We start from the raw sequence: 13856 nt of genomic DNA on the forward strand, positions 1-13856 counted from the left end.
TTTTAAAACAAGTCTTTATTGTTTACATTCTACTTTAGTCAATGTATTTTTTACATCAAATTTTAGTTTTTTTCTGTCTTTAAAACTTACTTTTCCATTAGCTTCTACAACATCCCCGTAACCTTCAATATAGGTTCCATCTTTTTGCAGAAATGCTACTTCACGAATTGATGAAGCCCCTTCAGAATTAAAGGTATAATCGGCTATAAGAGTATCCCCGTAAATGTTTCCGATTAAAGTCCCTTCGTTTTTATCTTTTCCTACTATATTATAACTTAGTTTTCCGTTAACTTCCTGATGAGAGTTTACATTAAAACTCATTTCAATAACGCTTCCTTTTATATTCCACATATAGCACTGATCTCCTGCAGGCTCTACAATCTCAGCTTCTTTTGGAGGATTTGGAGTTATTTGTGGTGGTGGCAGTGTTGTCTCTTTTTTACAGGAAATAAAAAAACCTGCCATTATAATTACTATTGCTGATACTTTTTTCATAATTCAATTTTTATTGATTAGTATCCTAAAATTAATTTAAATAAAAAAAATCCATTCGCATAACGAATGGATTCTTTTATATAATTCCCACATAGGAATCTATGTATATTATTACGAAACGTCTACTGTAGTACGCTCTGCAATTTCTTTATAAGTTCCGTTAGTTAATTTTTCACGGATAGCTTCAAAAGCTGTTAATGTTTCTTCGATATCAGCTAAAGTATGAGAAGCAGTAGGAATCATTCTTAACAATATAATTCCTTTTGGAATAACCGGATATACAACGATAGAAAGGAAAATACCGTAATTTTCTCTTAAATCGTTTACCATTACCATTGCTTCCGGAATACTTCCTTCTAAGTAAACAGGAGTAATACAAGTATTAGTATCACCAATATTGAATCCTTTTTCTTTCAATCCATTTTGCAATGCATTTACATTCACCCAAAGCTTGTCTTTTATTTCAGATGATTGACGCAACAGTTCCAGTCTTTTCAAAGAACCAATTGTCTGAATCATTGGTAATGCTTTAGCAAACATTTGTGAACGCAGATTGTATTTTAAATAATCTATAACATCTTTATCAGCTGCTACAAAAGCTCCAATATTAGCCATCGACTTGGCAAAAGTAGAAAAGTAAACATCAATTCCGTCCTGACAACCTTGCTCCTCTCCTGCTCCTGCACCTGTTTTTCCAAGTGTTCCAAAACCGTGAGCGTCATCAACAAGTAAACGGAAATTGTATTTCTTTTTCATTTCAACAATTTCTTTCAATTTTCCCTGCTGACCACGCATTCCAAAAACACCTTCAGTGATGAATAAAATTCCACCACCTGTTTCTGCTGCTATTTTCGTAGCACGCTGCAGGTTTTTTTCCATACTTTCAATGTCATTGTGCTTGTATGTAAAACGTTTTCCGCTATGCAAACGAACCCCGTCAATAATACAGGCATGCCCATCTACATCATACACAATAACATCATTTCTGGTAACCAAAGCATCAATAATTGATACCATTCCCTGATAACCAAAATTCAATAGATAAGCCGATTCTTTCATTACAAAAGCAGCCAGTTCATTCTCTAATTGTTCGTGATATGTGGTATGACCAGACATCATTCTGGCTCCCATTGGCGCAGCTGCACCATAAGCAATAGCTGCATCTGTATCGGCTTTACGTACTTCCGGATGATTTGCTAACCCTAAATAATCATTCAAACTCCAGTTTAGAATATCTTTTCCTTGAAATTTCATTCTCGGACCTAACTCACCTTCCAATTTTGGAAATACAAAATAACCCTCTGCCTGAGAAGCCCATTTCCCTAAAGGTCCTTTATTGTCCTGAATTCTTTCGAATAAATCTTTTACCATAATATATAGCGTAGTAATAATTTTAATTTAATCAGCGAGCAAAAATAAATATTTATTCTATGGTATCATAATAATTTAAACTATGATTCAAAACCAAACCCCCTCTTTTGTAAACTTTTAAACCAAAATCTTCAACTTGAAGTAAAATTCTTCGTAATTTTTAATTTCATTTTGAGAAAACTCCAATTTAAAGTTGTTATAAATTCTAATAAAACTCATCTAACTTGTGTATTTTTTACTAATTTTAAAAACCTCTATATAAAAATCTTTAACACCTGATATAAATGGCTTTAACCAATACTAAAGACCTGAAACTGGCCGTACTCATTGACGCTGATAACGTTCCTTACAGCAATGTAAAAGGCATGATGGAAGAAATCGCAAAGCTTGGAACTCCTACTACAAAAAGAATCTATGCCGACTGGACAAAACCAAATTCAAACGGCTGGAAAAGCGTTTTACTGGAACATGCCATAACACCTATTCAGCAATATAGTTATACGGTTGGAAAAAATTCCTCAGATTCAGCTCTGATTATTGATGCTATGGATTTGCTTTATTCAGGAAAACTAGATGGATTTTGTATCGTTTCAAGTGATAGTGATTTTACACGTCTTGCTGTACGCCTTCGTGAATCGGGCATGAAAGTAATTGGTATTGGAGAAAAGAAAACACCAAATTCCTTTATCGTTGCCTGCGACCGATTCATTTATATTGAAGTACTGGATGGTGCCACTCAGAAGAAAAAACCAAAAGCTGCCGATACCAAAAAACCGGTAGAAAAACCTACTGCAAAGGCATTACACAAAATAGACCCTTCAACTATTGATTTGATTGAAGCCACAATTGAAGATATTGAAGATGATGACGGCTGGGCATTTCTTGGTGATGTTGGAAACTTAATTGTGAAGAAAAAACCCGAGTTTGACCCACGAAATTATGGTTTTTCTAAGCTCACACCAATGCTGAAATCGTTAACCGATATTCTGGAAATAGACGAAAGAGAATCAGATAAAAAAGGTATTAAACACGTTTACGTCCGATTGCGATTCAATTAATTCAAATTATTACATTTTTAAAGTTTTATAAACATGAGAAAAAAATTCTTTATCTACGGCTTCTTATTGTTTCTAATTGTTGCTGCCATTTATTATTATTTCAAACTTGGCTTTTTATTATTGATTATCCTTCCCTTCTTATTGGTTATCGGAATTTTTAACTCGGTTCAGAAAAAACATGCTATTTTAAGAAACTTTCCTGTTTTGGGGTATTTCAGGTATTTATTCGAAATGATTGCACCTGAAATTCAACAGTATTTTATCGAAAGATCAACCGACGGAAAACCTTTCTCCAGAAATCAGCGCTCATTAGTATACCAAAGAGCCAAAAATATTGATTCCAGTACTCCTTTTGGAACCCAGCAAAACTTAAACACAGAAAGTTATGAAGGAATCAAACATTCTATTTTTCCTGCAAAAGTCAATGAAGAACTTCCCCGTGTTTTAGTTGGCGGAAAAGACTGCAAACAACCTTATTCGGCTTCTTTATTTAATGTATCTGCCATGAGTTTTGGTTCTTTAAGCGAACATGCAGTACGTGCTATCAATATTGGTGCACAAAAAGGAAAATTTTATCAAAATACCGGGGAAGGCGGTTTGACCGAATTTCATTTAGCCGGCGGAGGTGATATAACCTGGCAGATTGGTACAGGATATTTTGGATGCCGGAATGCTGAAGGAAATTTTAGTCCTGAAAAATTCTCAGAAAAAGCCAATCTTCCTAATGTAAAAATGATTGAAATCAAACTTTCACAAGGAGCAAAACCAGGTCATGGAGGTGTTCTTCCAGCTCGAAAAAATACGGAACAGATTGCTAAAATTAGAGGTGTTGAGCCACATACTATGATTCTTTCACCTCCCGGACATACTGCTTTTTCTGATGTAAAAGGTCTGATTCATTTCATTAAACAACTTCGCGATTTGTCAAACGGAAAACCAATCGGATTCAAATTGTGTATTGGAAACACAGCCGAATTTGAAGCTATCTGCCATGAAATGATCGCTGAAGATATTTATCCCGATTTTATTACGGTTGACGGTGCCGAAGGTGGAACCGGAGCCGCACCGTTAGAATTTGCTGATGGTGTCGGAATGCCTTTTGAACCGGCTTTAATTTTTGTAAATAAAACTTTGATTGGATTAAATATTCGTGATAAAATACGCATTATAGGAAGCGGAAAAATCATTTCAGGATATTCTATTCTACATGCCATAGCCTTAGGTGCAGATATGTGTAACAGCGCCCGAGGTTTTATGTTTTCACTGGGGTGTATTCAGGCGTTACGTTGTCATAATAACGAATGTCCGACCGGAGTAGCAACTCAAAACAAAATGCTGATGAAAGGTTTGGTGGTTACAGATAAATCAGAACGTGTGTATCATTTTCATAAAAACACGCTTCATGCCGCAAACGAACTTTTGGCTGCAGCCGGAAAAACTTCTTTTGCAGATGTCGACATTAATATATTCATGAGAGGTGATGAATTTACCAATCTTTCAGAATTGTATTTCCCGGATAACTTAACCAATGTTACCAAACGAAACTAAAAAAATAAAGGCCTCTTTGAAATTAGCAAAGAGGCCTTCTTTTTTAAAATCATTTCAGAAGTTTATTCATTTCTTCTTTATTAATGACTTCCTTGACAAAAACCGTATTGTCATCAGCTAAAAAATAAACATGAAATACTACACCTTCTTCTATTAATTCTTTAGGAATTTGATTTTTGTTCAGCATTTCCTTCAGCAAAAGCGGAAAACTTTCTTCTGCCTTCTTCTTATTTGATTCGTTCTGTTCTAAATCTGTTTCGAATCTCAATTCAATTTTACCATCATTAATATAACCTCTGGCCGTAGTAAGCGTAACATCATCTGCTTTGAAATTTGCTGCTTCAGTATTATAAGCAACAACATATTCCTGTAATTTTTGCTTTGTATTTTTACAGCTGATCAGCAACATTACAACAAAAAGAGTAAAGATGATTTTTGATATTTTGTTCATCATATCTTTTGGTTTTGATACTATATTTCAACTTTTATTACAATCTTATTAAGCATTCCCTCTGTAATCATTGGAGCATGTACATCTTCCGGAAAAAGAATTACAAACTGATTTTCTTTTAGCTGAAAAAACATATCCGGAGTGTCGCTAAAAAAACGTACATCCTTTTCATCATTATAACCTCCGTTTGGGATTTTACAGTTTGCTCTCGGTTTCCATGCAAAAGTTTCAATTTCACTAATACAAAACTGAATATCGATATTTTTGTCATGACATTCAAAAGTCGTTAAACTTTCTTCAACTGTTTTTCCTTTTCCCTTAAACCCGAAAAACTTCACTCCTTCAGTTTCATGCTTAAAATCGGCAGGAAGATTCTGTACATCATTATTTCGTAAATAATCAAAAGCTTTTTTGAAAGATGGATGCAAAACTTCGTATTTCGCTGCATTCTCTAATGAATCTATAATCATAATTCTAATGTTAATTTGAGTTGAGTTTTTTATTGTAAAAATAAGACTTAATTTATTTCAATCTCTATAAATTGTATGTTTTAGTAAATCGGTTATAACTTCTTTGTAACTTTGTTTATCATTAATTTTCTTTAAAACAAGCAAATATTCCCTTTGAAAATTCAGAGAATCTATTATTTCATATCATTGATTATTGTTATTTTTCTTGGAATTATTTCACGAAAAATTGATTTTATTCCTTTATTGTTTGGAGATTTTCTCTATGCGGTTATGATATATGTTTTGATAAGATTTTTTCTGATCAAACACAAACCAATTCAAACTGCAATCCTTTCATTACTCATCTGTTACAGTATTGAATTCTTTCAGCTTTATCAGGCAGAATGGATTATTACTCTTCGAAAAACACTTTTTGGAAGATATGTTTTGGGACAAGGTTTTTTATGGACAGATCTTGTTGCTTATACTTTTGGCATTGCTTTTACCATTATCACTGAAAAAATTATTTTAAAAAACTGCACTTATGAAACTCGTTTTCGCATCAAACAACAAAAATAAAATCAAAGAAATCCAGAGCATTTTAAACGGCTCTATACAAATTTTAAGCCTTGAAGAAATTGGCTGTCACGAAGAAATTCCTGAAACGGCAGATACTATTGAGGGAAATGCTATTCTAAAAGCCAATTATGTAACTGAAAAATACGGTTACGATTGTTTTGCAGATGATACAGGCTTAGAAGTTACTGCTTTAAACGGAGAGCCGGGCGTTTACTCTGCAAGGTATGCCGGGGAACAAAAAGATTCTAACGACAATATGAACAAACTTTTAGAAGCCTTAAAAGACGAAACTGACAGAAGCGCCCAGTTTAAAACCGTTATTGCATTAAATCTAAATGGTTCTCAGCATTTGTTTACCGGAATTGCCAAAGGAAATATTATTTTCGATAAAACTGGAAATCATGGTTTTGGATACGATCCGGTTTTTCAGCCTGAAAATTATACGGAGACTTTTGCAGAACTAACTTCAGAAGTAAAAAACAAAATCAGTCATCGTGCAAAAGCAATTCAGCAACTAATTGATTTTCTGAATTCCATCAAATAATTGTTTAAAATACAACATTTTAAGGAGTAAAATTGATATTCTCAGACGTAAAATTATTCATTTATTCGGCAAATCGATTTTATAATAAACATAACTTTTTGATTATCAAATCATAACAAATACATAATTCTTAAAAATGCATTAGTTTATCTGAAATATTAACAGTAATTTTGCACCCTATTTTAAAAATACATATGAATAAATTTGAACAATTAGGATTGAATGAATCGTTACTGAAGGCGATTTTAGATCTAGGATTTGAGAATCCGTCGGAAGTACAGGAGAAAGCGATTCCCCTATTATTGGAAAAAGATACAGATATGGTTGCGTTGGCTCAGACAGGGACGGGGAAAACGGCAGCTTTCGGTTTTCCGCTAATCCAAAAAATTGATGCTGACAACAGAAATACACAGGCATTAGTTTTATCGCCAACAAGGGAGCTTTGTTTACAGATTACCAACGAACTTAAAAACTACTCAAAATACGAAAAAGGTATTAATGTGGTAGCAGTTTACGGAGGAGCTAGTATTACAGAGCAGGCAAGAGAAATAAAGAGAGGAGCACAAATTATTGTGGCTACTCCGGGGAGAATGCAAGACATGATTAACAGAGGTTTGGTTAATATTAAAAACATAGATTACTGTGTTCTTGATGAGGCCGACGAGATGTTAAACATGGGATTTTATGATGATATTGTATCTATTTTATCAGATACTCCAGACGAAAAAAGCACATGGTTGTTCTCTGCAACTATGCCACAGGAGGTTGCCAGAATTGCAAAACAATTCATGAGTGAACCATTAGAAATTACAGTTGGAACCAAAAACTCAGGTTCTTCTACTGTATCTCACGAATTTTACTTAGTAAATGCACGTGACCGTTACGAAGCATTAAAAAGATTAGCCGATGCTAATCCGGACATTTTCTCAGTAGTTTTCTGTCGTACAAAGAGAGATACTCAGGCTATTGCCGAAAAATTAATCGAAGACGGATATAGCGCCGCTGCGTTACACGGAGATTTATCTCAGGCACAGCGTGATGGCGTTATGAAATCGTTCCGTGGAAGACAAATTCAGATGCTTGTTGCTACTGACGTTGCTGCGCGTGGTATTGACGTTGATAACGTAACGCATGTTGTTAACTATCAATTACCTGATGAAATTGAAACTTACAACCACCGTTCCGGACGTACTGGTAGAGCTGGAAAATTAGGAACTTCTATTGTTATTGTAACTAAAAGTGAATTGCGTAAGATTTCTTCTATCGAGAGAATCATCAAACAAAAATTCGAAGAAAAATCTATTCCATCCGGAATCGAAATTTGCGAAATTCAATTATTGCACTTAGCAAACAAAATTAAAGATACTGAAGTTGATCACGAAATTGACAACTACTTGCCAGCAATCAACAATGTTCTTGAAGATTTATCTAAAGAAGAGTTGATTAAGAAAATGGTTTCAGTAGAATTTAACCGTTTCATTACTTACTATAAAAAGAACAGAGATATTTCTGTTCAGTCTTCTAATGAAAGACGCGAAAGAGGTGATTCTGAACCAAGAGAATTCAATAATAACGGAGCTGTTCGTTATTTTGTAAACATTGGTTCAAGAGACAATTTTGACTGGATGACATTGAAGGACTACCTTAAAGAAACATTAGACTTAGGTCGTGATGACGTTTTCAAAGTAGATGTAAAAGAAGGTTTCTCTTTCTTCAACACTGATCCTGAACATACTGATAAAGTAATGGACATCTTAAACAATACACAGTTAGAAGGTCGTCGTATTAATGTTGAAATTTCTAAAAATGACGGTGGAGGAAGACGTGACCACAACAACCGCGGAGGAAGACGTGATGCAGGAAGAAGAGATGGAAACTTTGCTCCAAGACGTGAAGGAGGTTTTAGAAGTGACAGAAACTCAGCTCCAAGACGTGAAGGTTCAGGTGGAGGTTTTAGAAACGAAAGAAGTTCTTCAAGAGAAGGAGGTTTTAGAAGAAACGAAGGAGGTTCAGAAAGAGCTCCAAGACGTTCTGAAAGCTTTGGTGATTCATCAAGACCAAGAAGACCAAGAAGAGATTAATAATTTAATTTCTTAAAATATTTAATCCCAAATTCCAATTATACCTGGAATTTGGGATTTTTTCTTATATCTAAGAATCCTTCTTCTGTCTTTGTTAATTTTCTGATAATTATATTCAGATACTGCGAAATATTTAATCCCGATTTACTACTTTTAGTGCTTTAAATCAGGATATGAAATATTTCGCAATTTTCTTTTTTACACTTTTGTCAGGCATCAGTTTCGCACAAGAAACGGGATCTACGGTTCCTCAAAGGGTTTCCGGTTACATTTATAACGACAATAGTAAAGAACCAATCCCTAATGTAAATGTTATCAACACCAACAAAGTACGTGGTGCCATGTCTGATGCAAAAGGATATTTTGAAATAGATGTACAGCCTAACGATACACTTCACTTCTCTATTTTAGGTTTTCAATCCCTAAGAATCAGGGTTACAAATGACTGGATAAAAAACAAGGTTACAAGAATTCAGCTTACAGAAAAAGCAATCGCTCTTGAAGAGGTTGTAATTGCCCCTTTTAATTTAACCGGTTATCTTGAAGTGGATTCAAAATTAATTCCAACTAAAGAAAATTACCGTTACAGTATTTCAGGACTTACGCAAGGTTATGAAGCAGGTGAATATTCTCCAAATGCTTTTGGAAAGGTTTTAGGATCTATTTTTAACCCCGCAGATATGCTTTATAATTTCTTTGGAAAAAATGGAAGAGAGCTCAAGAAACTCAAGGAAATGAGGAAAGATGACACTGTAAGGAATTTATTGGAATCAAAGTATGACCGCGAAACTGTATCTGTACTCTTAGGAATCAGTAAAGATGAAATTCCGCAAATTTTGGAACGCTGTAATTATTCGGAAGCTTTTATTCAGGAAGCAAATGATTTGCAGATTATGGATGCCATTAGCGCTTGTTATGAGCAATATAAAGTACTTAAACGAAATTAATTCACTTGAAAACAAAATATTAAAAACCTCAAATCCTTAAAATTTGAGGTTTTTTTATTATTATCATCCCAAAAAAAATAACAATTGTAGAAAACCTGAGGACAGAAAAAAGGTTTAAATACAGAATCCCTGCCAAATTAAAATTCACAATAAAAACTTTAAACCAAACATTTTAATCATTACAACAGAAAAGCATTATCTTTGAGTTAAAATCCTTATAAAAATTTAAAATACAGCCAGTTAAAAATCCAATAACTATTTTAAAAAAACGGATTATGAAAAAGAATTACGTTTTCAAAATTGTATTTTTATTGCTTTTCTTTTTAATAAACAGCAAAAGTTTTTCTCAACACACCGATTTAGTTGATGACTCCCAAACTCAAATTCTGGCAGACACTACAAAAAGTTATTTTATTCCTGATGCTTCTCACAAAGGAATGAAATGGTCAAGAACCAAGAACAAATGGTTTACTGCCAAACTAGGATTCGCTCCGATTTTAGATTACAACGCTAATTTTCAAAACCAAGATAGTAAAAACCAGGTTGGTACACAAGAAAGCAGATTTGATATTAGAAGTGCCAGAGTTATGGTAAGTGGCAAAATAAATTTTAAAAATCCATGGCAATACTTAATTAGTGTCGAATACAAAGGATTTGACCGACCAGAAGATGCAGACCAAATTGGAATAACAGATTTGAAATTTGTCATTCCGATAACCAAAAACAGCGATGTAATCGTTGGAAAAATCAAGGAAACCTTTATCTACGAAATGGTTGGAGATGCCGCCAATTTACCTCACTTTGAAAGAATTTTAAATCCTTTTTTTAATAGCCGAAATAATGGTGTTATCTATCGCCACTTTTTCCTAAATAACAGAATATCTGCTTCTGCAGGTGCATACAGTAGCTGGCCAACAAGTGACAAAAGCTTTTCAAACAGTGACGTAACATACACCGCCAGAATAACCGGACTTCCAAAATGGAATAATGATGGCAAAGAATTTATGCATATGGCAATTGGCTTGCGCTATGTAGATGTAAAAAATAATATTGTACGATTAAAAGGTAAAAACGAATCCAATATATCGAGTTATTATGTTGACACAGGAAACCTAAATGCACCTCATCAATTTAATCTTAGTTTAGAACAATTATGGAGCTTAGACAATTTTTCTGTGTTAATGGAATACGTACACAACTGGACGCCCACTTACGATTTAGGCATGCAGCAGTTTAGCGGTTATTATGTAACGGGAAGTTATATTTTTAGCGGAGAACAACGTCCTTATGACCAAAAAGCTGCTTATGCAAGAAGAATTAAACCAACAGGAAAATATGGTGCCTGGGAAATTATTGGCCGTGTAGGCTCAAATGATTTAGAAACCAGAGATGTTCATGGAGGCATAAACAATCATTATTCTTTAGGACTAAATTGGTGGGCAACCAACTATTGGAAAACCGGACTTATTTATGGAGTTGGAAACTTAGACAAAAACGACGTTATCGGAGTTACCAACAGTCTGCAATTTAGAATTCAGTGGATTTATTAAAAAATAATAGCAGTTTTCAATCGGTCAATTCCGAATGAAAACTGCTATAAGAAATATTATTTAACTGGAATATTTTCTAATATTTCCAATACAAATTTCCAGTATTTCTGAGCAGATGAAATACTTGCTCTTTCATCTGGAGAATGTGCACCATGAATTGTTGGTCCGAAAGAAATCATATCCATATCAGGATAATTAGTTCCTAAAATCCCACATTCTAAACCTGCGTGACAAGCAACCACTTTTGGTTTTTCGCCATTTTGTTTTTCGTAAATATCTTTTAAAACTTCTAATATTTCAGAATTTACATTTGGTGTCCAGCCCGGATAAGATCCTGAAAGTTCCACTTCACAACCTACTAACTCAAAAGCAGAACGTAAAGAATTTGCCAGATCAAATTTGGATGATTCAACTGAAGAACGCGTTAGGCAACCTACCAAAATTTCTCCGTCTTTAATAACAACACGGGCAATATTATTGGAAGTTTCAACTAAATCAGCCATATCAGCACTCATTCTGTAAACTCCGTTATGAGCAGCATAAATAGCTCTGATAATTCCTTCCTGAACTCCTAAATCCATTACTTTATCAGGTAAATCACTTTTTACAATTTCGATAGATAAATTAGGCTCAGTCGTTTTATATTCAGCTTTAATATCGTTGATAATTTCCTGCATATCAAAAACATAGGCTTCATCAAACATTTCAGAAATAATCACTTTTGCAACACTTTCTCTCGGAATCGCATTTCGCAAACTTCCACCGTTAATTTCAGCAATCTGCAATCCGAAGTTTTCAAAAGCATCAAATAACAAACGATTCATAATTTTGTTAGCATTACCTAATCCTTTATGAATATCCATTCCTGAATGTCCGCCATTTAACCCTTTTACTGTAATGGTATAACCTACAGAAGCTTCCGGAACTTCTTCATCATGATAAGTTCTTGTTGCCGTTACATCAATTCCACCGGCACATCCAATATCAATTTCGTCATCTTCTTCAGTATCCAGATTCAATAAAATCTGACCTTGCAAAATACCGCCTTTCAAATTTAAAGCCCCGGTCATTCCGGTTTCTTCATCAATCGTAAACAAAGCCTCAATTGCAGGATGCAAAATATCTTTGCTTTCCAGAATTGCCATAATTGTCGCTACTCCTAACCCATTATCTGCTCCAAGAGTTGTCCCTCTTGCACGTACCCAGTCACCATCTACATACATATCGATCCCTTGTGTATCAAAATCAAAAACGGTATCAGCATTTTTTTGATGAACCATATCAAGATGTCCCTGCATTACGATTGGCTTACGGTTTTCCATTCCCGGAGTCGCGGGTTTCCTGATGATTACGTTTCTGATTTCATCTTCAAAAGTTTCTAAACCTAAACTATTTCCGAAATTTTTCATGAACTCAATTACACGCTCTTCCTTTTTTGACGGACGCGGGACAGCGTTTAAATCTGCAAATTTATTCCACAGCGCTTTTGGCTCCAGATTTCTTATTTCCTGACTCATTATATTTTGTTTGATGTTTAACAATTAACAGCTTCAAAGTTACAAAGTTTATATTTTCTTTCCGCCACGAATTGCACTAATTAGTACTATTTTAAATCCTCAAACCTAAACCTTGTAAATACAATCTTTTTTAATAATAATATTGTATTTATATTTACGTATCTAAACATTACACTGTGAAATCAAAATACATTTTACCTTTATTTCTTCTTGCCCAGATCATCTTTTTAAAAATCCTGCCGTACTTTCCGGATTTTGTTGAAGGCTTTTACAGTAATAATTTTTATATCCGAATTTCACACTTTTCAAGAACACTTTTAGGCAAAATTCCGTTTTCTGTCGGTGACTGTATTTATGCAATTTTAATCATTTCTATAATCCGCTGGTTTTGGAAAATCAGAAAAACATGGAAATCAGAATGGAAGGACCATCTTTTAAAAATTACCGGCAAAATAGCTGTTTTTTACTTTTTCTTTCATCTGCTTTGGGCTTTCAATTATTACCGTGAACCTCTTTTTCAGAAAATGGAAATCAAAAGAGAATATACCGACGCTGAGCTTTTGGCTTTTACAAAACGGCTGATTGTCAAAACAAATGAAATTCACTTTAAAATCACAAAAAATGACAGTATTAAAATTGTTTTCCCTTATTCACAGAAAGAAGTTTTTCAAATGAATCTAAACGGATATGATAATCTGGCTAAAGAATACCCTTATTTTAAATATAAAACCTTAAGCGTTAAAAAATCTTTATTCAGTATCCCTCTGACTTATATGGGATTTGGAGGTTACCTGAATCCGTTTACCAATGAAGCTCAGGTAAACGATTTGCTTCCAATGTATAATTTTCCGATAACAAGCTCACATGAAATGGCACATCAAATAGGATTTGCGAGCGAAAGCGAATGTAATTTTATTGGTGTCCTGGCAACAGTAAAAAATGAAAATTTATACTATAAGTATTCCGGGTACAGTTTTGCTCTGCGTTATTGCCTTGGAATCTGGCAATTTAAAAACGAGAAAATTTTCGAACAGTTAAAAAAACAAACTCACACAGGAATTCTAAAAAATTATAAGGAAAGCCATGATTTCTGGAAAAAATACGACACTTTTATTGACGAAGGTTTTCATTTTCTTTATGACAATTTCTTAAAAACAAATAATCAAAAAGACGGAATGGAAAGCTACAGCAAGTTTATCGATTTAATGGTGAATTATTATAAAACCAGGGAATTATAATTTAACACAACTAAAGAACAAATACTTT

General features: G+C 34.0%; 13 protein-coding genes. 8 read left to right on the plus strand and 5 right to left on the minus strand.

The features are described 5' to 3' along the window. Positions 1-15 precede the first annotated feature (15 nt). Both GWR14_RS06205 and GWR14_RS06210 read right to left on the minus strand, forming a co-directional pair. Positions 16-495 carry a hypothetical protein gene (locus tag GWR14_RS06205; protein WP_163408169.1) on the minus strand — a complete coding sequence of 160 codons (480 nt, stop codon included), beginning with the start codon at positions 493-495 and terminating at the stop codon, positions 16-18. Positions 496-606: 111 nt separating this feature from the next. Beyond that, positions 607-1866, minus strand: coding sequence for an aminotransferase class I/II-fold pyridoxal phosphate-dependent enzyme (locus GWR14_RS06210; RefSeq protein ID WP_163408170.1), 1260 nt, complete (start codon positions 1864-1866; stop codon positions 607-609). Positions 1867-2150: 284 nt separating this feature from the next. Here GWR14_RS06210 and GWR14_RS06215 point away from each other — a divergent pair, with 284 nt between their 5' ends. Both GWR14_RS06215 and GWR14_RS06220 read left to right on the plus strand, forming a co-directional pair. Further along, positions 2151-2924, plus strand: coding sequence for an NYN domain-containing protein (locus GWR14_RS06215; RefSeq protein ID WP_163408171.1), 774 nt, complete (start codon positions 2151-2153; stop codon positions 2922-2924). A gap of 33 nt (positions 2925-2957) precedes the next feature. Then, complete coding sequence (locus GWR14_RS06220; RefSeq protein ID WP_163408172.1) at positions 2958-4472, plus strand: FMN-binding glutamate synthase family protein; 1515 nt, start codon at positions 2958-2960, stop codon at positions 4470-4472. A 49-nt stretch (positions 4473-4521) separates the two neighbouring features. Here the strand turns inward: GWR14_RS06220 and GWR14_RS06225 are convergent, their stop codons facing one another. Then, complete coding sequence (locus tag GWR14_RS06225) at positions 4522-4926, minus strand: hypothetical protein (protein WP_163408173.1); 405 nt, start codon at positions 4924-4926, stop codon at positions 4522-4524. Positions 4927-4943: 17 nt separating this feature from the next. After that, positions 4944-5393 (minus strand): YhcH/YjgK/YiaL family protein, encoded by a 450-nt coding sequence (locus GWR14_RS06230; protein WP_163408174.1) that lies wholly within the window; start codon positions 5391-5393, stop codon positions 4944-4946. 153 nt (positions 5394-5546) lie between these two features. Between GWR14_RS06230 and GWR14_RS06235 the strand changes: the two genes are divergently transcribed. From GWR14_RS06235 to GWR14_RS06255, 5 genes are all read left to right on the plus strand, one after another. Next, a complete protein-coding gene (locus GWR14_RS06235; RefSeq protein WP_246236292.1) occupies positions 5547-5951 on the plus strand; it encodes a ribosomal maturation YjgA family protein in 405 nt (134 codons plus the stop codon). Then, positions 5917-6495 (plus strand): non-canonical purine NTP diphosphatase, encoded by a 579-nt coding sequence (locus GWR14_RS06240; protein WP_163408175.1) that lies wholly within the window; start codon positions 5917-5919, stop codon positions 6493-6495. Before GWR14_RS06235 ends, GWR14_RS06240 begins: the two co-directional genes overlap by 35 nt. A gap of 194 nt (positions 6496-6689) precedes the next feature. Further along, a complete protein-coding gene (locus GWR14_RS06245) occupies positions 6690-8576 on the plus strand; it encodes a DEAD/DEAH box helicase (protein WP_163408176.1) in 1887 nt (628 codons plus the stop codon). Between the two features lie 173 nt (positions 8577-8749). Then, the gene (locus tag GWR14_RS06250) at positions 8750-9523 is read left to right on the plus strand and encodes a carboxypeptidase-like regulatory domain-containing protein (RefSeq protein WP_163408177.1); all 774 of its coding nucleotides are present in this window, start codon (positions 8750-8752) and stop codon (positions 9521-9523) included. A gap of 275 nt (positions 9524-9798) precedes the next feature. Further along, complete coding sequence (locus tag GWR14_RS06255) at positions 9799-11073, plus strand: porin (RefSeq protein ID WP_163408178.1); 1275 nt, start codon at positions 9799-9801, stop codon at positions 11071-11073. A gap of 56 nt (positions 11074-11129) precedes the next feature. On the opposite strand, the gene GWR14_RS06260 is transcribed toward GWR14_RS06255, so the two are convergent. Continuing rightward, positions 11130-12590, minus strand: coding sequence for an aminoacyl-histidine dipeptidase (locus GWR14_RS06260; protein ID WP_163408179.1), 1461 nt, complete (start codon positions 12588-12590; stop codon positions 11130-11132). 176 nt (positions 12591-12766) lie between these two features. On the opposite strand from GWR14_RS06260, the gene GWR14_RS06265 reads away from it, so the two are divergent. Beyond that, the gene (locus GWR14_RS06265; RefSeq protein WP_163408180.1) at positions 12767-13828 is read left to right on the plus strand and encodes a DUF3810 domain-containing protein; all 1062 of its coding nucleotides are present in this window, start codon (positions 12767-12769) and stop codon (positions 13826-13828) included. Positions 13829-13856: the final 28 nt, after the last annotated feature.

Source organism: Flavobacterium ajazii, assembly GCF_010614725.1.
GTDB lineage: Bacteria > Bacteroidota > Bacteroidia > Flavobacteriales > Flavobacteriaceae > Flavobacterium > Flavobacterium ajazii.